This is a genomic window from Sphaerisporangium album (genome assembly GCF_003323745.1).
Lineage (GTDB): Bacteria > Actinomycetota > Actinomycetes > Streptosporangiales > Streptosporangiaceae > Sphaerisporangium > Sphaerisporangium album.
In genome coordinates this window covers 237,622-257,610 of sequence record NZ_QOIL01000007.1, presented here as the reverse complement: position 1 = coordinate 257,610, position 19,989 = coordinate 237,622, and the positions used below count along the sequence as shown (strand labels likewise).

Annotated in this window: 19 protein-coding genes and 1 other RNA gene; 9 read left to right on the top strand and 11 right to left on the bottom strand. The window is 67.5% G+C overall.

Going from position 1 to position 19,989, the window contains the following annotated elements:
- Window positions 1-197 precede the first annotated feature (197 nt).
- Entirely contained in the window at window positions 198-1,400 is a 1,203-nt protein-coding gene (locus tag DQ384_RS15105; protein WP_114029411.1) for an RNA-guided endonuclease InsQ/TnpB family protein, read from the top strand.
- Here the strand turns inward: DQ384_RS15105 and DQ384_RS15100 are convergent.
- Together DQ384_RS15100 and DQ384_RS15095 are read right to left on the bottom strand one after the other, a co-directional pair.
- Window positions 1,397-2,533, bottom strand: coding sequence for an ABC transporter permease (locus DQ384_RS15100; protein WP_114029410.1), 1,137 nt, complete (start codon window positions 2,531-2,533; stop codon window positions 1,397-1,399). The two genes, DQ384_RS15105 and DQ384_RS15100, sit on opposite strands and share 4 nt — an antisense overlap.
- On the bottom strand, window positions 2,508-4,127 hold the full coding sequence (locus DQ384_RS15095; RefSeq protein ID WP_114029409.1) for an ABC transporter substrate-binding protein: 1,620 nt from the start codon (window positions 4,125-4,127) through the stop codon (window positions 2,508-2,510). The genes DQ384_RS15100 and DQ384_RS15095 overlap by 26 nt, the downstream gene beginning before the upstream one ends.
- A 120-nt stretch (window positions 4,128-4,247) precedes the next feature.
- Here DQ384_RS15095 and DQ384_RS15090 point away from each other — a divergent pair, with 120 nt between their 5' ends.
- A complete protein-coding gene (locus DQ384_RS15090; RefSeq protein ID WP_114029408.1) occupies window positions 4,248-4,892 on the top strand; it encodes an Lrp/AsnC family transcriptional regulator in 645 nt (214 codons plus the stop codon).
- 31 nt (window positions 4,893-4,923) lie between these two features.
- Here DQ384_RS15090 and DQ384_RS15085 read toward each other — a convergent pair whose 3' ends face one another.
- The 6 genes from DQ384_RS15085 to DQ384_RS15060 form a co-directional block, all read right to left on the bottom strand.
- Complete coding sequence (locus DQ384_RS15085; protein WP_245966488.1) at window positions 4,924-5,274, bottom strand: avidin-fold protein; 351 nt, start codon at window positions 5,272-5,274, stop codon at window positions 4,924-4,926.
- A 236-nt stretch (window positions 5,275-5,510) separates the two neighbouring features.
- Entirely contained in the window at window positions 5,511-6,617 is a 1,107-nt protein-coding gene (gene menC, locus DQ384_RS15080; protein ID WP_181871220.1) for an o-succinylbenzoate synthase, read from the bottom strand.
- Window positions 6,618-6,660: 43 nt separating this feature from the next.
- Window positions 6,661-7,518 (bottom strand): GNAT family N-acetyltransferase, encoded by an 858-nt coding sequence (locus DQ384_RS15075; protein WP_245966487.1) that lies wholly within the window; start codon window positions 7,516-7,518, stop codon window positions 6,661-6,663.
- An 83-nt stretch (window positions 7,519-7,601) separates the two neighbouring features.
- Window positions 7,602-8,702 (bottom strand): M20/M25/M40 family metallo-hydrolase, encoded by a 1,101-nt coding sequence (locus tag DQ384_RS15070; protein ID WP_220182957.1) that lies wholly within the window; start codon window positions 8,700-8,702, stop codon window positions 7,602-7,604.
- Entirely contained in the window at window positions 8,702-9,763 is a 1,062-nt protein-coding gene (locus DQ384_RS15065) for a dipeptidase (RefSeq protein ID WP_114029405.1), read from the bottom strand. The genes DQ384_RS15070 and DQ384_RS15065 overlap by 1 nt, the downstream gene beginning before the upstream one ends.
- Window positions 9,764-9,940: 177 nt before the next feature.
- Window positions 9,941-11,383, bottom strand: a complete 1,443-nt coding sequence (locus DQ384_RS15060) for a flavin-containing monooxygenase (protein ID WP_114029404.1) — start codon at window positions 11,381-11,383, stop codon at window positions 9,941-9,943.
- A gap of 59 nt (window positions 11,384-11,442) precedes the next feature.
- Here DQ384_RS15060 and DQ384_RS15055 point away from each other — a divergent pair, with 59 nt between their 5' ends.
- Genes DQ384_RS15055 through DQ384_RS15045 form a run of 3 tightly spaced genes read left to right on the top strand, consistent with a single transcriptional unit; the run spans window position 11,443 to window position 14,234 of the window.
- Complete coding sequence (locus DQ384_RS15055; RefSeq protein WP_114029403.1) at window positions 11,443-12,288, top strand: Nif3-like dinuclear metal center hexameric protein; 846 nt, start codon at window positions 11,443-11,445, stop codon at window positions 12,286-12,288.
- Window positions 12,289-13,029 carry a zinc ribbon domain-containing protein gene (locus DQ384_RS15050; protein WP_114029402.1) on the top strand — a complete coding sequence of 247 codons (741 nt, stop codon included), beginning with the start codon at window positions 12,289-12,291 and terminating at the stop codon, window positions 13,027-13,029.
- Entirely contained in the window at window positions 13,026-14,234 is a 1,209-nt protein-coding gene (locus DQ384_RS15045; RefSeq protein WP_114029401.1) for a bifunctional RNase H/acid phosphatase, read from the top strand. The genes DQ384_RS15050 and DQ384_RS15045 overlap by 4 nt, the downstream gene beginning before the upstream one ends.
- 7 nt (window positions 14,235-14,241) lie before the next feature.
- On the opposite strand, the gene DQ384_RS41255 is transcribed toward DQ384_RS15045, so the two are convergent.
- Window positions 14,242-14,409: a dihydrofolate reductase family protein gene (locus DQ384_RS41255; RefSeq protein WP_181871219.1), complete on the bottom strand. Its 168-nt coding sequence runs from the start codon at window positions 14,407-14,409 to the stop codon at window positions 14,242-14,244.
- A gap of 31 nt (window positions 14,410-14,440) precedes the next feature.
- On the opposite strand from DQ384_RS41255, the gene rnpB reads away from it, so the two are divergent.
- An RNA gene (gene rnpB / locus DQ384_RS15040) (RNase P RNA component class A) lies at window positions 14,441-14,832 on the top strand.
- A 35-nt stretch (window positions 14,833-14,867) separates the two neighbouring features.
- On the opposite strand, the gene DQ384_RS15035 is transcribed toward rnpB, so the two are convergent.
- On the bottom strand, window positions 14,868-16,037 hold the full coding sequence (locus tag DQ384_RS15035; RefSeq protein ID WP_181871218.1) for a tyrosine-type recombinase/integrase: 1,170 nt from the start codon (window positions 16,035-16,037) through the stop codon (window positions 14,868-14,870).
- A 165-nt stretch (window positions 16,038-16,202) separates the two neighbouring features.
- Window positions 16,203-16,796, bottom strand: coding sequence for a hypothetical protein (locus DQ384_RS40415; protein WP_147268781.1), 594 nt, complete (start codon window positions 16,794-16,796; stop codon window positions 16,203-16,205).
- Between the two features lie 92 nt (window positions 16,797-16,888).
- On the opposite strand from DQ384_RS40415, the gene DQ384_RS44160 reads away from it, so the two are divergent.
- The 3 genes from DQ384_RS44160 to DQ384_RS15020 all read left to right on the top strand — a co-directional run bounded on the left by DQ384_RS44160 (window position 16,889) and on the right by DQ384_RS15020 (window position 19,530).
- A complete protein-coding gene (locus DQ384_RS44160) occupies window positions 16,889-17,089 on the top strand; it encodes a helix-turn-helix domain-containing protein (RefSeq protein ID WP_114029399.1) in 201 nt (66 codons plus the stop codon).
- A 50-nt stretch (window positions 17,090-17,139) separates the two neighbouring features.
- Window positions 17,140-18,087 carry an AAA family ATPase gene (locus DQ384_RS15025; protein ID WP_114029398.1) on the top strand — a complete coding sequence of 316 codons (948 nt, stop codon included), beginning with the start codon at window positions 17,140-17,142 and terminating at the stop codon, window positions 18,085-18,087.
- 1,179 nt (window positions 18,088-19,266) lie between these two features.
- Window positions 19,267-19,530 carry a GntR family transcriptional regulator gene (locus DQ384_RS15020; RefSeq protein ID WP_181871228.1) on the top strand — a complete coding sequence of 88 codons (264 nt, stop codon included), beginning with the start codon at window positions 19,267-19,269 and terminating at the stop codon, window positions 19,528-19,530.
- The last annotated feature ends 459 nt before the right edge of the window (window positions 19,531-19,989 follow it).

Below are 19,989 nucleotides of genomic sequence, written 5' to 3'. Positions count from 1 at the left end.
CACTCCCGGAAGGGCGGGATACGGGTCGATGCAGATGTTTCACCGAAACCTCCGGAGGAAGCCGGGTCCTTCAGAGCCGGGAGGAATCGGGGCCCCGTCAGGGGCGGCGCGGCGCAGCCGGGACATCCTGGAGTGCCAGGCACTCATGACCTTTCCTTCCGCGGACGGATCTCTGTGCCGTCCGTCAAGATACGAACATGCGCACGGCATACAAGGTGCGGATCTACCCCACCCCCGAACAAGCCGCGGTGCTGAACCGCACGTTCGGGTGCGTACGCCTGGTGTGGAATCGTGTCCTGGCCTGGCGGCACGCCCGCTACCAGGCCGACCGGACCAGGACCTCCTACGCGCAGACCGACCGGTACCTGACCGAACTGAAACGCGACCCCGAGTTCGCCTTCCTGTTCGAGGTCTCCTCCGTGCCGCTCCAGCAGACGTTGCGGCAGCAGTACGCGGCGTTCATGAACTTCTTCGCCGGACGCGCCCGCTACCCCCGCTTCAAGTCCCGGCACGGCAGGCAGTCGGCGACCTACACCCGCTCGGCGTTCCGCTGGAGGGACGGGCGGCTGCACCTGGCGAAGATGGACGCCCCGGTCGCGTTCGTGTGGTCCTGGCCCGAGGTGGACCCGGCCACGCTGAACCCGACGACCGTGACCGTCTCCCGTGACCCCGACGGCCGCTGGTACGCCTCCTTCGCCGTCGAGACCGCCGGCGAACCCGAGCATGCCCCGGCCACCGACTCGTCGGCCGGCGTCGACCTGGGCGTCAAGGACTTCGCCGTCCTGTCCACCGGCGAGAAGATCGCCAACCCGCGTCATCTGGCGCGCAGGGCGAAGAACCTGGCCCGTTACCAGCGGCGCATGGCGCGCAAGCAGCGCGGCAGCGCCAACCGGGCCAAGGCCAAGGCCAAAGTCGCCCGCGCCCACACCAAGGTCGGTGACGCACGCGCCGACTTCCTGCACAAGACCAGCACCCGCCTGGTGACCGGCCACGACGTGATCGTGATCGAAGACCTCGCCGTGAAGAACATGGTCCGCAACCGATCCCTCGCCCGGGCCATCTCCGACTGCGGCTGGGGCGAATTCCGCCGCCAACTGGAGTACAAGACCGCCAAGTACGGGCGGCACCTGATCGTGATCGACCGCTGGTACCCCTCCTCCAAGACCTGTTCGTCGTGCGGGCACCTGCTCGCCGGACTCTCGCTCGGCACCCGGACGTGGCAGTGCCCGTCCTGCGGCACCCGGCACGACCGGGACGTCAACGCCGCCAAGAACATCCTGGCCGCTGGTCGAGCGGTGTCCGCCTGTGGAGCTGACGTAAGACAAGCCGGGACCTCCCGGGTGCAGTTGGCAACGAAGCAGGAAACCTCACCCGCGAGGGTGGGAATCCCCCTCCTTTAGGAGGGGGATGAAGTCAATCTCGGGTCGATGACCCCGTACAGGATGTCGACCACCAGGTTGATCACGACGTACACGCAGCCCACGACGAGCCCGACGCCCATCACGGCGGGCAGGTCGAGGGTCGTGGCGCTCTTGTAGGCGTACTGGCCGATGCCGGGACGGGCGAACACCGACTCGACCAGCACCGTCCCCGACAGCAGGCTGCCGAAGGCCAGGCCCGCCACCGTGATGATCGGCACGAGCGCCGAGCGCAGGACGTACCGGAACAGGATCACCCGACCCGGCAGGCCCTTGGCCCGCGCCGCCCGCACGTAGTCCTGCCCGAGCACCTCCAGCACCGCCGACCGGGTGAACCGGGTGAGCAGGCCGATCGTGTACGCGGCCAGCACCAGTGCCGGGGTGACCAGGTGGCCGGCGGCCGAGGCGAACACGTCCCACTGCCCGGCCAGCGCGGCGTCGACCGTGAACAGCCCGGTGACGGCCGGCGGGGCGCTCATGTCCGGGTCGATGCGCCCGCTGCCCGGCGTGATCTGCAGCCGGAAGAAGAACACGTAGAACGCCACCAGCGCCAGCCAGAACGTCGGCACCGAGATGCCGACCAGGCTCAGCACGCGCAGGACCTGGTCCGACAGCCGGTCGTGGCGCAGCGCGGCGACCACGCCGAACGCCACGCCCGCCACCAGCGAGATCAGGATCGCGCCGCCCGCCAGCTCGATCGTGGACGGCACGAACTCCGCCAGGTCGGTGAGCACGGGACGGTGGCTCTGCTGGCTGACGCCGAGATCGCCCCGCGACAGCCCGCCCAGGTAGGTCAGGTACTGCGCGGGAAGCGGCTTGTCCAGCCCGTGCTCGGCGCGGAACTGCGCGACGATCGCCGGGTCGCCGAGCGCCCGCTGGCCGAGGTTGGCCGTGACCGGGTCGCCCGGCACCAGGTTGGTCAGGACGAACGTGACCAGCGTGATCCCGAAGGCCAGCAGCACCGCGATCGCGACGCGGCGCAGCAGGAACCTCGCCAGCGGATGCCGCGCCCGGCGCCCGGGAGCGGCGGGAGCGGCGGAAACGGGGTCCGGGCGGGCGGCGGGGACCTCCGCGCCGCCCGCCGGGCCCTCACTTGACGCCGAGGGCCGCGACATCGACCGTCCACACGGGGTGGAACGCGAGGCCGGTGACGGAGGCGGCCGTCACGATGTTCTGGCTGGGCTGGATGAGCGGGATGAACGGGCCCGAGGCGTTCAGCCTGCTCTGGATGTCGGTGTAGAGCTGCTTGCGCGTGTCGTCGCCGATCGTCGAGGCGGCCTTGTCGCCCAGGCTCTCCAGCTCCTTGTCGGCCCCCGGCTTCCACCCGGCGCGCAGGCCGACGGTCTTGCCCGGGAGGAAGACGAGGTAGTCCGTCGGGTCGGGGTAGTCGGGGCCCCAGTACCACAGGCCCAGCTCCTCCTTGCCGTTGCGGTAGTTGTCGAGCGCGGTCGCCACCGGCGCCGGGGCCAGGTCGACGGTGATACCGACCTCCTTGAGATTGGCCTGGATGCGCTCGGCGAACGGCTGGAACGACAGGCCCTGGAGGGTCAGGTCGCTCGGGTACTCCAGCTTGACGGTCGGGTTGGCCACCCCGCTGGCGGCGACGGCCGCCTTGGCGCCCTCGACGTCCCGCTTGACGGCCTGGTCGGGCGGCAGCGCGCCGAGCAGCATCGTCGGGATCACGCCGGGGGCCTGCACCGAGCCCTCGCCGGCGAGCTCCAGCAGGCCCTGGTAGTCCACGCCCTTGCGGATCGCCTCGACGATCTTGGGGTTGCTCGTCACCTTGCTGACGGAAGGGTCCTGGTTGGACAGCAGGAACACCATGTTGGCCGAGGCCGTCTTGGTGGTCCGCATGTTCCCGGAGACCGTCTTGATCTGGTCGCCCGACAGGTCGAGCGCCACCTGGCTGTCGCCGCGCTGGACGTTCAGCTTCTGCGTGGCCGACTCGACGTTGCGCAGCACGACCTTGCCGTACGCGGGCTTGTCGGCGCCCCAGTACTTCGGGTTCGCCTTCAGCACGACCTGCGACTGGGCGTTGAACGACTCCAGCTCGTACGGCCCTGAACCGGCCGACGCGCCGTTGAGGTACTGCTCCGCCTTGTCGGAGTCGTCGGCGGTGCCGCCGTTCGCCTTGACGACCTTGGAGTTCAGGATGCCGAGCGCCGGGTTCGGCAGGATGAACGGCAGCGCCGGGTTGGGCGTCTTGGAGGTCAGCGTGACCGTCGTCTCGTCGGTCTTGGCGACCTCGACGCCGTCGAGCAGGAAGGACGGGTTGCCCTTCAGGTCGCGGACGCGGTTCAGCGAGAACACGACGTCGTCGGCGGTGACGGGGGAGCCGTCCGAGAACGTGGCGCCCTGCTTCAGCTTGAGCGTGAGCGTCTTGCCGTCGGGGGACTGCTCGTAGGACTCGGCGAGGGAGGGGACGGGCTTGGTCACGTCCGAGCCCTCGAAGGTCAGCAGCGTGTCGTAGAGGGCCTTGCCGATGATCAGGCCGGTGGGCTCGTAGTTGCGGCCGGGGTCGGCGGTCTTGAGAGTGAAGGACGCGTCCATGACCAGGGTCTTGCTCGCGCTTCCGCTTCCGCTCTGCGCGGGCGTGGTGGACGTGCCGCCACCGGAGCAGGCGGCGAGGGAGAGGGCGCCCGTGAGCAGGACCGGCAGCAGAGCCGCCCTCGCCTGCCGTGCCGGACGGCGCCGCGTACGGGTCGCCATTCTGTTTCCTCCGGGATTAGTGCTATGTAGACGATTGTTAGCGTGTCGTCCAGGATTGTCCGCTAGAACGTCCAGCTCATGGCAGGAAGCCGAGACGAATATGACGCACAGGAACCACCCATGACCGAAATGTCAGGCACGCCATCGCCCGGGACCGGCGTCCCTGGACGGATCGGTATCGGCCTCCAGCTGGACGCGATCCACATGAAGATCCTCGAAGTCCTGCGCGAGAACGGACGGATCTCGGTCGCGGCCCTCGCCGAGCGGGTCGGCATCTCCCGGGCCAGCGCCTACACCCGGTTCGAGGCCCTGCGCGCCGACGGTGTGATCAAGAGGTTCACCGCCGAGGTCGACCACCTCAGGGCCGGGCTCGGCATCACCGCGCTGGTCTTCGTGACCGTGCGGCAGCAGATGTGGAAGCAGTTCCGCGCCCAGCTCGCCCAGATGCCCGAGGTGGAGTACTGCGCGATCACCACGGGCCAGCACGACGCGATGATCCAGGTCAGGATGGCCGACGTCGCCGCCGTCCACGCCCTGGTCACCGAGCGGCTCGCGAGCATCCCCGCGGTCAAGGCCACCGAGACGGTCTTCATCCTGGACGAGGTGCTCCACCGCCCCTACGTCCTGCCCTCCGACCGCCGCCCCCGCCAGGCCCCGAGCCGCACGGCCCCCGCCGACCCCCCGCCGCCGTCCGGCGTGCCTCTGGGGAAGATGCGCTTCACCAGCGCCGCCGAGGGACGCGCCGACATGCACAGGAACACCTGACGCGCCGCCCGGGGGAGACCGCTGGACCCCGCTAGACCTCCTCGCACACGCTGACCTGCGGGGTGTCGTCGCCGTCGAACTGGAACTCCTCCACCAGCCGCAGGCGTCCGTCCGGCAGCGGCTCGATGCGGCTGGAACTGCGCCCTGCGGCCCGCCCGCCGGCCTTCAGCGCGTGCACGTAGCTCAGCTCGACGCGGTCGTCGTCCCTGGTCCCGACGAAACGGCCCTGGATCACCGTGTCGCCGTCGTAGCTGCCCCAGACGACCCCGTCCGCCTCCTCGTACACGAACCGGGTGGGGGCGTCGGCGTCCACGACGCTCGCCGTCGAGCTGACCATGATGAACCGGCGGCCATGGAGAAGATTCGGATTCGTGTCGTTCACGTCACCGCATCGTGCCCTTCTCCGCGCCGGGCGCAACCCAGGCTGGACGTTTCGCTCACCGTTGACCGGACGGCGTGGTGATCCGTCTGGAGGAAGGGCGCCACGCCCCGGCGATCCGTACGCCCGGTCACAGGGGTCCGGCCACGGCCTCGCCCCGGGATCCGGCTACGGACGGCCCTCGCGGTGGCTCGCGTAGAGCTCGGCGAGATCGTCGGTGTAGAGCTCTGTGCAGCGGGTCAGGCCGGGATCCACTCCGTGGCGGTGGTGACCTCGTCCAGGACGGCCGGGAGGGGCGCCACGCCGAGACCCGGGCCGGTGGGGACCGGCAGGTGGCCGTCCTGGAGGACGAACGGCTCGGTGATGTCGGTGGCGAAGTACCGCGCGGAGGCGGAGGTGTCGCCCGGGAGGGTGAACCCGGGCAGCGCGGCCAGCGCGACGTTGGCGGCGCGGCCGATCCCGGTCTCCAGCATGCCGCCGCACCACACCGCGATCCCATGCGCCCGGCACAGGTCGTGGATGCGCCGGGCCTCGATGTAGCCGCCCACCCGTCCGGCCTTGATGTTCACGATCGAGCACGCCCCGAGCGAGATCGCGGCGGCGGCGTGCTCGGCCGAGGCGATCGACTCGTCCAGGCACAGCGGCGTCCGCAGCCGCCTGGCCAGCGACGCGTGCTGCACCAGGTCGTCCTCGGCCAGGGGCTGCTCGATCAGCAGGAGCCCGAAGTCGTCCAGCTTGGCCAGGTGGGCGGCGTCGGCGAGCGTGTAGGCGGCGTTGGCGTCCACCTGGAGCAGCAGGTCGTCCCCGAACCGCTCACGGACCGCCCGCACGGGGGCCACGTCCCAGCCAGGCTCGATCTTGATCTTGATGCGCACGTACCCCTCGTCCAGGTACCCCGCCACCGCGTCCAGCAGCCGCGGGATGGAGTCCATGATGCCCACCGACACCCCGCACGGCACGCGGTCGCGGGACGCGCCGAGAAAGCCCGCGAACGACCGGCCCGTCGCGCGCAGCTCGGCGTCGAGCACGGCGGCCTCCAGGGCGGCCTTGGCCATGCGGTGCCCCCGGAACGGCTCCAGCGCGCGGCCGACGGCGTAGGCGTCCACGCCGGGAAGGGCGGTGAGCGCGGGGATCAGGAAGCGCCGCATCACCTCGGCGGCGCCGTCGGCGTACTCGGGGGAGTAGAGCGGCTCGGACATCGCCACGCACTCGCCCCAGCCCTCGGCGTCCGGCGTGACGGCCCTGACCAGCAGCACATCGCGCTCGGTCTCGGTGCCGAACGACGTGCGGAAGGGCGCGACCAGCGGCATCGCGACCCTGCGCAGCTCGAATCCGGTGATCTTCACGGCCGCTCCCCGTCTTCCCATGCCCGCCGGGGGTTCCGGCGGCTCACGATCTTTCCACGATGTACTCGCCCGCCGCGGTGAAGCCGGTGACGCGGGCGCCGTCGTCCAGAAGGCCGCCCAGCGACGCGCGCACGGCCCGCCGCCACGCCGCGGCGGTCGCGGGACGCGCGCGGCGGAGGGTCTCGACGTCCCGCGGCGTCGCCACCAGCAGCACCCGCCCGTCCCCGCGCCCCTCCACGGGACGATCGTCCCGCTCGCCCAGCGCGACCACGGCGTCGGCCGGAGCGGGCGCGGGCTCCGGGACGTCACACGCACACGCGGCGGCGACCCGCGGCCCGGCCACGGGCCAGACCGCCAGCAGCCGGTCGGACTCGTCGCCGGCGTTGACGGCGTCCTCCATCCGGCCGTAGAAGGACGGGAGGTACGCCTCCGGCCGGGCGCCGAGCTTGGTGATGTTGAAGTGCGCGTTGCGGCGGACCAGCGGGTCGTACGTCCAGGTGATCCGCGTGAGGCCCTGGGCCAGCGCCCACGCCCGCTGGTGGAGCTTCAGCGCGAACCCGATGCCGCGCCCCACGGCGGCCCCGGTGACATGGGAGTGCAGCGTCGTCCCCGGCGGCCCGGCCAGGAAGCCGATGCTCGCCCCCGCCAGTCGCTCGCCCTCGAACGCGCCGGCCACGTAGTTGCCGCTATGGGCGAAGGCGATCATCAGCTCGACCGTGATGGGGACGGCCGTGGGCGGCGCCTTCCAGATCGTGTCGAACAGGGCGGCTACCGCCTCGAAATCCGCGATCTCGCGAAGCTCGCGCACCTCGACCCCGGCGCGGCGGGCGGCCGCCTCGGACCGCTCGGCCGCCGTCCGCTCGGCCGTGATCTGCTCGGCCGTCATTTGGTCGGCCGTCATTTGGTCGGCTGTCACCTGCTCGGCTGTCACCTGCTCGGCCGGCGTCCGCTTGGCCGGTGTCCGCGCCGGTGTCCGCTCGCCGGTCATCCGCGTCCCGCCAGGATCGCCTCGACTAGCCCGGCCAGCAGAGCCGAGCGGCGCGGCATCTCTTCGACGATCACATGCTCGTGCGCCGCGTGCGCGCCCCCGCCCACCGCGCCGAGGCCGTCCAGCGTGGGGCAGCCCACCCCCGCCGAGAAGTTGCCGTCCGAGCCGCCGCCCACGGCCACGCCGCGCAGGGGGCCCAGCCCGAGCTCGTCCGCGACGTGCTCGGCCAGCTTGAACAGCGCGGCCGACGACGCGGGGTCCATGGGGGGCCGGTTCGGTCCTCCCCGCAGCTCCAGCCGGGTACCGGGCAGGCGCGGCGTGAGGGCGCGCATCCGCGCGTCCACCGCCTCCTGCGCCGCCCGGTCGGCGGCGCGCGCGTCCACGGCGACGAACGCCTCCGCCGGGACGGTGTTCACGCTGGTCCCGGCGCCCATCAGCGTGGGCGTGACCGTGGTGGGGCCGTTCGCGTCCGACATCGCCGCGATGGCGAGGATCTGGTGGGCCAGCTCGACGCCGGCGTTGGCCCCTTTCTGGGGCTCCAGGCCCGCGTGCGCGGCGAGACCGTGCACGGCGAGCCGGTAGTTGGAGACGCCCTTGCGCGCGACCTTCAACGCCCCGCCGTCGGCGCTCGCCTCCAGCACCAGCGCCGCCTCGCAGGCCCGCGCGGCCTCCTCGATCAGCGTGCGGGAGGTGCGCGAGCCGAGCTCCTCGTCCCCGGTGACCAGCACGCACACCCCGTCCAGGGACGGCAGCGAGCGCAGGGCGTGGAAGAGCTGGACGAGCCCGGCCTTCATGTCGAACACCCCGGGACCCCGGGCGACGCCGTCGACCACCGACCACGGGTGCTCGCGCAGCGAGCCGATCGGCCAGACGGTGTCGTGGTGGGCGAGCAGCAGCACGCGGGGCGTGCCGAAGCTCCACCGCAGGTGGGTGACGCCGTCCACGACGAGCGTCTCCGGCCCGGTCCCGAGGTGCCTGGCGCCGACCTCGGCCACCACCCCCGCGCTCGCCGCCACCGCGGCGTGGTCGGAGGAGAACGACTCGCGCAGCACCAGCGTCTCCAGGTCGTCCAGCATGGCGGGCAGGTCGCCGGGCATCACGGCGCGGCCTGCGGCCCGGCGGGGGACGGGCGTCCCATCTCGGCGCGGAACAGGCGCATCACGTTGCCGCCGAGGATCTTGCGGATCTCGTCCTCGCCGAGCCCCCGCCGCACCAGCTCCCGCGTGACCAGCGGCATGCCGCGCGGGCCGTCCAGCCCGGGGACGGACGCGAGGGTGTCCAGGCCGCTGACGCTCGGGTCCTCACAGCACGGCGGCGTCAGGTCGATCATCACTTCCCTGATGAAGTCGGGGCCGAGCCCCACGTGGTCGATGCCCGCGACGTCGGCGATGTGGACGATGTGGTCGCCGAGCCGCTCGATGGTGTACCCCTCGGGCTTCTCGGCCAGGAACGCCGCCAGGAAGTTGACGCAGACCACGCCCCCGTTGGCCGCGACCGCGCGGAGCTGGTCGTCGGTGAGGTTGCGGTGGTGGTCGCGCAGCGTGCGGGCGGAGGAGTGCGTCGCGATCACCGGCCGCGTGGCCAGCTCCAGGACGTGCGCCACCCCGGACGCGCCCAGGTGCGAGATGTCGAAGACCATGCCGAGCCGTTCCATCTCGGCCAGGGCCTCGACGCCCTGGCTGGTCAGGCGGCTTCCGGTGGCGTCCTGCCCGCTGCCGTCGGCCAGCGGCGTGCGTCCCCAGTGGGCGATGGACGCGACGCGGACGCCCAGGCGGTGCAGCGTGGGGATCAGCTCGACACTGGCGTCCACGCCCGGCATGCTCTCCAGGGCGATGACCAGCGCGATCCTGCCGAGCGCGACGGTCTCGTCGATCTGCGCGCCGTCGAGGCAGATGCCGACCTCGTCCGGGTTGCCCTCGGCGATGACGTGGGCGCACTCGATCATCCGCAGGGTCTGGCGCAGCGCGCCCTCGGGGCGGTACTGGTCGTCGATGAAGACGGGCAGTACCTGCACGTCGACGCCGCCCTCGCGGAGCTGGGGCAGCCATCGCTCCCGGAAGAACGCCGCCCACCGGTCCGGTGGCCTCGCCGAGACCGCCATCAGAAGATCGTTGTGGGTGTCGGCCACGATCGCGTCGCGGTGGAGATCGGTGAACACGCGTGGACTCCTCTCGCCCGCGGGCGTCTCCGTTCTCCGTGGCGGGGCCCGGGTCACCCTGGATGGTCCGATGTCATCCGACCGTATACGTACGGCGGGCAAAGAGAAATTCGATGCCGGGAGCACCGCTGTTCCGGATCGTCCCTTTTGTCCTGCATGGCGAGGTGCCCTGCCCTGTCACCCGAAGGTGTACGAGTCGGGGCGCGGGGCCCTGGTGATCCTGCGGTACATCGACGCCGGCCCCGGCCAGTTGTTCGTCACCCGACCGGCGGCGTTCTTGTACCAACTGTCGCAGTCCTCCCGCCAGACCGTGCGCGCCAGCGCCTGGTCCAGGGCTCGGCGCCAGGCGTCCATGGCCGGCCGCCGCACCTCCATCGGGCCGCGCGCGGCCAGCAGCGGCAGGCACCCCATGATGTACCTGACCTGCGACTCGATCATGAGGATGATCGAGTTGTGGCCGAGGTTGGTGTTCGGGCCGTACAGCAGGAAGAGGTTCGGGAACGCGGGCACCGCGACGCCCAGGTACGCCTCCGCGCCGTCCTTCCACACCTCGCGCAGGTCGCGCCCGCCCCGCCCGACGATCTCGATCGGGGCCAGGAAGTCGGTCGAGTGGAAGCCGGTCGCGAAGACGATCGTGTCGGCCGCGCGCAACGTGCCGCCCCGCGTCTCGATGCCCTCCGGCGTCACGCGGACGATCGGGTCGGTGACGAGCTCGACGTTGTCCCTGGTCAGCGCGGGATAGAAGTCGTTGTCCAGCACGATGCGCTTGCAGCCGATCGGGTACGCCGGGGTGAGCTTCGCGCGGAGCCCGGGGTCCCGGACCTGCCGCCTGAGGTGCTCCTCGGCCCGTTTGATCATCAACGGCCGGCTCCAGCCGTCCACCAGCGCCGGGTACACCACGCCCTCGATGAACCGGTAGACCCGCTGGCGGTTGGCCGATCGCAGGAGCGGCAGGCGCCGGAAGGCCAGCCGCTCGCGCGGCCCGTACTCGCCGTCCGGCTTGGGGATGACCCAGCTCGGCGTGCGCTGGTAGACGTCCAGATGGGCGACGACGGCGGCGACGCGCGGGATGATCTGCGCGGCCGAGGAGCCGTTGCCGACCACCGCCACGCGGCGTCCGGCGAGGTCGTGGGCGTGGTTCCAACGGGCCGAGTGGAAGCTCGTCCCCGCGAACGTCGACAGACCCGGAATGTCGGGCAGGCGGGGCCGGTTGAGCTGCCCCACCCCCGACACCACGACGTCGAACAGCCGCTCCTCGCCGCCCGCGACCGTCAGCCGCCAGCGGTTCACCGCCTCGTCGAAGACGGCGGCCGTCACCTCCGCGCCGAGCCGCAGCCGGGCGTGCAGGCCGTACTTTCCGGCGCAGCGATCGAGGTAGGCCAGGATCTCCGGCTGGCACGGATAGCGCCGCGTCCAGTCGTACGCCTGCTCGAAGGAGTAGGAGTACAGGTGGGACGGCACGTCGCAGGCGGCCCCGGGATAGGTGTTGTCCCGCCACGTCCCCCCGAGGCGGTCGGCCCTCTCGAAGATCGTGTAGTCGGTGATCCCGGCCTTCTCGAGCTGGATGGCCATGCACAGCCCGCCGAAGCCCGCCCCGATGATCGCTACGCTTGGTGCCATTCGCCGGCCCTCCGGGTGTCAGACCCGCCCACGCTAAATCGTGGCGGTAGTCTGCGCACGTGTCCCCGACAGCGTTGTCCGCGATCATCGCGGAACTTGAATCTTCGTATGACCCGGCTTGGGCGGAGCCCTGGGACGCTGTGGGCCTGGTTTGCGGAGACCCGGCGCAACCCGTACGCAAGATCCTGTTCGCCGTCGACCCCGTGGCGGCCGTCGGCGGCGAGGCCGTGGCCTGGGGAGCCGACCTGATCGTCACCCACCACCCCCTCTACCTGCGCGGCACCACCACCGTCGCCGCCGGCACGGCCAAGGGCGCCCTGGTGCACACGCTGATCAAGAACGACATCGCCCTCTACACCGCCCACACCAACGCCGATGTGGCCGACCCCGGCGTCTCCGACGCGCTCGCCAGGGCGGTCGGCCTCGCCGGGCCGCTGCGCCCCCTCCAGCCGTCCCCCGACGACCCGCGCCGGGGCCTCGGCCGCGTCGGCGAGCTGGAGAGCCCGATGACGTTGCGCGACTTCACCCGGCAGGCCGTCCGGGGGCTGCCGCGCACGACGTGGGGCCTGCGCGTCGCCGGCGAGCCCACGCGCGTCGTCCGCACCGTCGCCGTCAGCGGGGGAGCGGGCGACTCCCTGCTCGGCCTCGGCGCCGTGCGCGCCGCCGACGTCTTCCTCACCGCCGACCTCAGGCACCACCCCTCCGCCGAGTTCCTGCAGTCCGGGGCGTTCGGCGGCGGTCCCGCGCTGGTCGACGCGGCCCACTGGGCGACCGAATGGCCCTGGCTGCCCCAGGCCGCCGAGCTGCTCGCGTCCGGGTTGGCCGCGAAGGGGATTAATGTTGAGACGCGCGTCTCGCGGACGGTGACGGACCCCTGGACTACAACAGCACAGTGCGAGGATTAAGTGAAAGCAGCCCCGGAAGCACAAAAGCGCCTGCTCGAACTGGCCGCGCTCGACGCGGTCCTCGACCGGCTGGCCCACCGCCGCCGCACGCTGCCCGAGCTCGCCGAGATCGACGAACGCTCGGCCAAGCTCGCCCGCCTCGCCACCGAGGTGATCGCCGCGGAGACCGAGGCGAGTGACCTCGCCCGCGAGCAGGCCAAGGCCGAGTCCGACGTCGAGGCAGTGCGCGTGCGCGCCGACCGCGACCAGAAGCGCCTCGACTCGGGCCAGGTGAGCTCGTCCAAGGACCTGTCCAACCTCCAGTCCGAGCTCGCCTCGCTCCACCGCCGCCAGGGCGACCTGGAGGACGTCGTCCTGGAGATCATGGAGCGCCGCGAGGCCGCCGACGCGACCGTCACCCGGCTCACCGCCGAGCGCGGCGAGATCAGCGCGGGCCTCGCCACGCTGGAGGAGAAGCGCGACGCCGCCCTCGGCGAGCTCGACCGCGAGAGCGGCGAGGCCAAGGGCAAGCGCGGCGGCATCACCTCCGACATCCCCGCCGACCTGCTCACCCTGTACGAGAAGCTGCGCGAGCAGTACGGCGTGGGCGCGGCCATGCTGCAGGGCGGGCGCTGCCAGGGGTGCAAGGTGTCGCTGTCCATCGCCGACCTCAACCGCATCCGCGCCGCCGCCAAGGACGAGGTGCTGCGCTGCGAGGAGTGCCGCAGGATCCTCGTCCGCACCCCCGAGTCGGGTCTGTGAACCTCGTCGTCGAAGCCGACGGCGGCTCGCGCGGCAACCCCGGGCCGGCCGGGTACGGCGCGGTCGTCAAGGACGCCGACGGGCAGGTGCTCGCCGAGGCGGCCGACGCGCTCGGGATCACCACCAACAACGTCGCCGAGTACCAAGGCCTGATCGCCGGCCTGCGCTCGGCGCTGGAACTGGCCGGCGACGGGGCCACCGTCGAGGTCCGCATGGACTCCAAGCTGGTCATCGAGCAGATGGCCGGCCGCTGGAAGATCAAGAACGAGGGCCTGCGCCCGCTCGCGACCGAGGCCCGTGACCTCGCCCGGCGCCTGCGCGTCACCTGGAAGTGGATCCCTCGCGAACGCAACCGCGACGCCGACCGCCTCGCCAACGAGGCCATGGACGCCGCCGCCCGCGGCACCACCTGGCAGGGCGGAACCTCCCCGCCGGCCTCGCCCCGGACCACCTCCGGCCCGCCGCCCGGCGCCTCCGCCTTACCTTCCGGTGAACCCGGCTCCATAGGCGACGGCACGTCCGCCGGGCAGGCCCGCGTCGTGGCCGAAAAGCCCCGGGCCGCGTCCGCCAGTGGCTGGACGGCTGCCTCCGCCGCCACGTCCTTCCTCCTGCTCCGCCACGGCGAGACGCCGTTCTCCATCGACCGCCGCTTCTCCGGCACCGGCGACCCCGAGCTCACGGCGACCGGCCTCGCCCAGGCCGACGCCGCCGCCGCGCGGCTGTCACGCGCGCCCTACGCCATCGACGTCATCGTCAGCTCCCCGCTGCGGCGCGCCCGCCAGACCGCCGAGGCCGTCGCCGCCCGTACGGGCCTGAAGGTCGCCGTGGAGGACGGCCTGCGCGAGGTCGACTTCGGCGCCTGGGAGGGCCACACCTTCACCGAGATCCAGCGCGCGTGGCCGGACGAGCTGGCGGCCTGGCTCGCCGATCCCTCCGTGACCCCGCCCGGCGGTGAGAGCTTCGACCAGGCGGCGGTCCGCGTGCAGCAGGCCAGGGACCGGCTGCTCCTCGACCACCAGGGCAAGACCGTCCTGGTCGTCTCGCACGTCAGCCCCATCAAGCTGCTGCTGTCCTCCGCCCTCCTGGCGCCCCTGGCCGCCCTGTACCGCATGCACCTCGACCTCGCGGCTTTGTCCGTCATCGACTATTTCCCCGACGGCCCCCAGCTGGTGAGAACCTTCAACGACACCGCCCACCTCCGCTGAGAGAGGCCTACCCGGCACCCTCCCGGCCGGGCTTGGCCGCCGTGGCGGGCCGGTACCGCACGTTGACGGCCGACGTGGGGTCGCCTTCGCCGACCCGGTGGAGGCGGATCGGCTCACCGCCGGGGTTGTCGTACAGCCGGATGCCCTCACCGAGCAGGTCAGGAATGATCGTCACCGCCGATCGGTTAAACTTGCACGACGGCGGACGAGTCGGCCGGGCGACCGCGTCAGGGCTTTCGAGCCCTGCCGAGGAAGGTCCGGGCTCCACAGGGCAGGGTGGTCGGTAACACCGACCCGGGGCGACCCGCGGGACAGTGCCACAGAAAACAAACCGCCTCCCCTCGCGGGAGGTAAGGGTGAAACGGTGGTGTAAGAGACCACCAGCGCCCACGGTGACGTGGGCGGCTCGGTAAACCCCACCCGGAGCAAGGTCAAGAAGGGGCCCTCCTCGGAGGACCCCGCGCGCGGCGTTCGAGGGTGACCCGCCCGAGTCGCGCGGGTAGACCGCTTGAGACCGCCGGCAACGGCGGCCCTAGATGGATGGTCGCCCCTTTGCGCAAGCAAAGGACAAAACCCGGCCTACAGGCCGACTCGCCCGCTGTTTAGGTCTCTGACCTTCATGTTCATTGGTCCCTACTGAACCAAGGTCAGCACCAAGTCAGCACCATCACTCTCGGAAGACCGGTTGAAGGCCCCATCGAGAGCGGAACGGACGCGGTTGTCAGCCTCAGGTACGAGGTGCCCGTAGGTGTCCACGGTCTCAGTGATCGAAGCGTGCCCCAACCACTTGGACACGTCGGAGATGGGGACTCCCTCAGCGAGAGCCGTACTGGCGAAGGAATGCCTCAGGTCATGGAACGTCGTGTCTTCAGGGAGACCCGCCTTCTTGAGGGCAGGCTTCCAGACCTTGTCATTGAAGTAGTCCCGACGCATCGGGTTACCTCTGACCGTGCCGAAGAGTAGGTCATCCTTTGGGGGAAACGCCCTGATGTGCGCTGAGAGCGCTTCTAAGGCGAACTGAGGGAGAGGCACGTCCCGAGTGCTGGCCTTGGTCTTGGGAGCGCTCAGAGTCGGCCTTGTGCCCTTGGAGCCGTCGCTCTTGCTTCCGGTAAGGGTGATTTGCTGATCGACCCTGAGCTTCCGCTCTAGGAACAGCACGCGACTTTGACAGAGTCCCAGAGCTTCCCCCTGTCTGAGACCCGCTGCGAACGCTACCAGGATCAAAGCCCTGTATCGAGTAGGAACCGCGTCAGCGAGAGCCTTCACCTGATCTGCCGATAGGAGACTGATACCGGTCTTGTGAACGTCGGGAAGCTTGATGTTTACACAGGGAGACTTGCCCAACCGGTCATCCTTCACGGCACCTTTGATAATGCTGGCGAAGATGTTGTAGATGGTTTCCACAGTCGATGGAGCAAGACCCTTCACCGTCAGGGCTTTCACCCATCCTTGAACGGCACCCGTCCGGATGGTGTTGAGAGGCTTGTTTCCGAACGTGGGAAAGATGTGATTCTTGAGATGCCGAGTGTAGGTGTCCACCGTAGAAGGCCGATGGGGCATATCAGCCATCCAGGTCTCGGCGTAGGTCTTGAACGTGACCTTTGCCCTACTCGGGTCGGAGTAGGTTCCTTGGTTCTTCTCGTTCTCTATCTTGACCTCGAAAGCTTCGGCCTCAGCCTTCAGGCGAAAAGACTTCTCGCGCTGCCTAGCTGCCCTTCCTCCCGGTTCGCGATATCTGACGGTCCACTTGTGCTCACACCTACCCTTGTTACGACAGTCGCACTTCTTGAACACCGTTGCCATGCCCGTCATCTCCTAACATGAATTGAGCTAGCCCTACATGTGCCCGCGTAGGGCTCTGTAATCGATTCTGAGGGGTTTTCTCTGATCGGATGGGTAGATTTCTCCAGGAAGTCATTCGTTCCTTCTGCGGGCATCCTGGAGTCTTCTAGGGGTATCCCAGGGAAATTAGTACGGGGGTTCATCCGGGTTGACCCCGTTAAGAATCTCCCTGGCCTTGTCGGTGAGACGGTTAGCGGTTTTCCCTTCCTCCCCCGAGAGGAGACCCATCTCCCTAGCCTTCTTGATGCGTGCGGCCATGGTGTTCTTGCTGATATCCCAGAGCTGGGAGAGATACAGGATGGGGTTCTTCCTTCCTGCCTCTACGGCCTGGATGTACGCCTGAGCGACAAGGGCGTAATGATGAGGGGTCTCTAACCTTCGGGGGAGTTGAGGAAGGTTTGGACTCCCTTGCTTCTCCCGTACCTGTTTTGCGATATCAGCGATAACCCTTCGCGCTTCTCCTAGGGGTACCGATCGGAGTACGTCAACGGTTATTCCGTCGGACTCACAGGCACTATTAATTCCTTCTTCGTCCGTTACATAGATCGAGAGGCCAACAGGTCCGTTCCATGGAGCAAAGAGGTTCGAAGAGATAGCAACCGTCCAACCAAGCACGTCGTAGTAGCCAACGAACTGGTTGGGTTGTCCCTTGTGAACCTCTGAGATGTGCCAGTTCTCCGGCAGGCGGAGTCCCCAGGTTTTGGGGTCGTAGGTCGTCATGCACTCAGAGTACCACTCGACACACGGCGGGTGTCAGGGGTCAGGTGCTAGAATCTGGACAGACAGGAAAGAACGACGACAGAGGGGAACGGATGGCACGTACGACACTTTCGCCTGCTCGGACGCAGGTTCAAGAGCGTTGGGTCGGAACCAAGGAGGTAGCCCTACACCTGGGGAAGCCAGCCTCTTGGATCTACGACAACGTGATCAAGCTGAGGATCCCTCACCGGAAGGTCGGCAACCAATACCGGTATCGACTCAGCGAGATTGACCGATGGATGGACGAGAGCTAGATGTCAGCAACTATTAAAACAGGAACACTCGACAAGAAAGGAATGAGGCAATGGGAGTAATTCCGATGATTGAGGCAGTAAGGAAGATGGAGGCGGAGAATCTGTTTCTCGTGGAAGGATTGATCTCAGGGGCGGTGACGCTTGTCTACGGACAACCCAAGGTCGGTAAGTCGATCATGGTGCGTCAGTTGATCCACTCATTGGCGAATGGGAACCCCTTCCTCGATGTGCCGACGGGCAAGACTAAGAGAGTAGCTGTTTCCTTGACGGACGCGGGAAGTCTGCCAGAGTTCAAGGAGTATTACGGGAAGCTTGATCCGACTTTCCGCGATGTCCTCTTCGTGGAGAACATTCGAGATGACGATGACCTACGTATGGTCATAGAACACGCAGACGTTTTGGTCATTGACAATCTGGATGGACTGTTGCCACCTCAAGCCGACCTCACACAGAGGAATGGCGTGCGTCCTACTATAGAAAGAGTCAATGGGGTAGTTGGCTCTGGAATTCCTGTGATCGTGGTACACCATGCTACCAAGGCAGGCATGGGCTACGGGAGTGGGAAATCTATCAATGGTTCCCAATTCATCACCTCGTGGCCGAGGGTCATTCTCCATCTAGAAGAGAATGGACAAGGTGGCGGAACTCATAAGCTGACGGTTCGGGGTAACCACACAGCCGAGAAGGTATGCCGACTGACTCTAGGAGATACCAGCGGTCTACGATTCTCGGTAACAAAGGAATGGGAGCACAAGGAAAAGCCTAAGCGAGAGAGCAACAGGGCCAACTTGGATAAGCGACTAGCTCAGGCGGTCTATGTGGTTGATAACTGTCAGGGGATGTCCCAGAATAAGGCAGCAGAAAAGCTCGCCGAGAAGTATGAGAAGTCCGTGCAGACTTGGCGGAAGTATCTCGGAGAGGGAGCTATCCCCGTCAAGCAAGTCCGGTCGGGTGTCTGGGAGCTGACAGAGCAGGCAGAGAAGCAACGGGCTGCATAGAGGTCACGGGTGGGTGGGTAGGTGGGTAGGTGGGGACCCTAATAGGGGGTCTCCGCCCCCCCCTTTACCCACTGTTCTATCTAGGCCGCCTGAGGGCGGCCCTTGATTTGGCCTAAGAAGTTTAGGGAGGATTAGATACTAAAAGGGCGACTCACAAGGTCGCCCTAATAGTCTTCTCTAGATATTACTTAAGCGGCCTTGGATGGCCGCTATATATAGTATGTATTAGAGGTTCTACCACAGATATTATTCTCGCCAACCTCGGAAGTTGGCGAGAGTACAGATAAGGAAGAAGGGGAGCACAGGCTCCCCATTGTAGTTACCTTTCTGTTACATCCAAAGGGTTAGACCCATGGGAACCCCTTTTTGGGGTTCCTCTTCTCATCTCTATGTAATCCTCCATTTCCCGTTCTTTGGTCAAGCGGCGATGCGTTTAGCATCGCCTTTCCCTTGTTGACACTCCTCTAGTGGTACATACTCAGGTCAAGGCGAAGATGCTTCATTGTGGTCACAAAGCAAAGCACCCACCAGAAAGGGACCTGGTGAGTGCCTTACGGGTCAACCGTTCCGGAATTGCGGGGAGTTACGTGCCCTCTGAAGGGCCATCGATCCTGCCAAGGCATTTAATCTTGACCGGTCGATCGGGAAGCGTTACGTCGAATGCCACCACATGCCCGTATCCACCTTTTGCGATAACTTCACGTAGGAAGCTCCGAGCATTTTCCGAATCGGTGGTGACGTGAGCATGGGTGGGGAATGGGTTGGCTGTGTCGGTGTACGCCTGAGCCAAGTACACGATGCACTCGGTAGCGGGGATCGAGATCTGACGGCCTTCTAGGTTGACCAAGAGTTTCCGTATTGATTCCACTATTCGCCACACCCTAGTGATGCCAGCACATGAAGAGGATGTCTCCGGTAGGCAGGGCCTCGACTGGCACATGGGCAATTCGTCCACCCGCACCGGTAGCAGATTCGATGATCCAGTCAGAGTTACAGATCACGCACCTTTGCCCGCATAGCTGTTCCTCGCTCAGGTCGTCAGGGTTGTACGTCGGTGAGGTCGTCATCGCCCGTCCTAGGTCTACGGCTGGTCAGATGCCGATAGTACCCCTGCAATGCCTAGAGTGCCTAGAGTCCCTCTATCGCTAAGCAGGCGAGACAGTACCTAGCGTGCTGATCATGATGGAGTGGAAGCCAGACGTAGCGAGATGGGTTCAGGTCTACGAGATCATCAGGGGACGAATCGAGTCAGGGATCTACGCACCTGGTGACAAGCTGCCATCTGTGCTGAAACTTCAGGAAGAGTTCGGCATAGCCACTGCGACAGCGCAGAAGGTCTTGCACAGGCTGAGAGCAGACGGCCTCACCCGTACCGAGCCAGGTATGGGCACGTTCGTTGCTCGCAAGGAAGCGGAGGGTAAGACCCCTAGCGGAGACTCGTAACATCTCCGGCTTGATGGCTCCACGTGACAGATACCCATAGAAGCAGCAATAGCCGTATGTCTAAGGCCCTTAAGGGCTAGGGGGTACCCCTAGATGCCCGGACAACCTATTAGGCCGTCAGATTTGAGATGAGCAACGTTTTCAGGGTGTTCCGTGGTGATACAGGGCTACTGGCATACCTTGCTCGGTATGTCCGTATAGAAAAGAATTTTCTGACGCGATAGTAGTTCCTAACGCGCGCCCGGTTTAAACCCCCCGGGGTCGAAGGTCAGGAGTTGTCCCAGAGATCCGTACTCCCCCTATGTCCTTGGTGACCCACGACTCCGCCAGCCGAAGGGACGGGGGAGCCTCAGGGAGGGGCGTGGAGAGTTGGGAGCTACAGATCGAGGTCAGAGTCAGCAGGGTCAGCACAGGGTCAGCACGGTCACCCTGAGGACCCAGGAACGGCCGACACCGGAC

Excerpts from the sequence above, each read along its gene's own strand:
- DQ384_RS15075 (WP_245966487.1), bottom strand. The coding sequence starts at position 7,518 with ATGACGGCCGACCAAATGACGGCCGAGCAGATCACGGCCGAGCGGACG.
- DQ384_RS40415 (WP_147268781.1), bottom strand. The coding sequence starts at position 16,796 with ATGACGACCTACGACCCCAAAACCTGGGGACTCCGCCTGCCGGAGAAC.
- DQ384_RS15060 (WP_114029404.1), bottom strand. The coding sequence starts at position 11,383 with ATGGCACCAAGCGTAGCGATCATCGGGGCGGGCTTCGGCGGGCTGTGC.
- DQ384_RS15035 (WP_181871218.1), bottom strand. The coding sequence starts at position 16,037 with ATGGCAACGGTGTTCAAGAAGTGCGACTGTCGTAACAAGGGTAGGTGT.
- DQ384_RS15105 (WP_114029411.1), top strand. The coding sequence starts at position 198 with ATGCGCACGGCATACAAGGTGCGGATCTACCCCACCCCCGAACAAGCC.
- DQ384_RS15025 (WP_114029398.1), top strand. The coding sequence starts at position 17,140 with ATGGGAGTAATTCCGATGATTGAGGCAGTAAGGAAGATGGAGGCGGAG.
- DQ384_RS15090 (WP_114029408.1), top strand. The coding sequence starts at position 4,248 with ATGACCGAAATGTCAGGCACGCCATCGCCCGGGACCGGCGTCCCTGGA.
- DQ384_RS15020 (WP_181871228.1), top strand. The coding sequence starts at position 19,267 with ATGATGGAGTGGAAGCCAGACGTAGCGAGATGGGTTCAGGTCTACGAG.
- DQ384_RS44160 (WP_114029399.1), top strand. The coding sequence starts at position 16,889 with ATGGCACGTACGACACTTTCGCCTGCTCGGACGCAGGTTCAAGAGCGT.
- DQ384_RS15100 (WP_114029410.1), bottom strand. The coding sequence starts at position 2,533 with ATGTCGCGGCCCTCGGCGTCAAGTGAGGGCCCGGCGGGCGGCGCGGAG.
- DQ384_RS15070 (WP_220182957.1), bottom strand. The coding sequence starts at position 8,702 with ATGCCCGGCGACCTGCCCGCCATGCTGGACGACCTGGAGACGCTGGTG.
- DQ384_RS15095 (WP_114029409.1), bottom strand. The coding sequence starts at position 4,127 with ATGGCGACCCGTACGCGGCGCCGTCCGGCACGGCAGGCGAGGGCGGCT.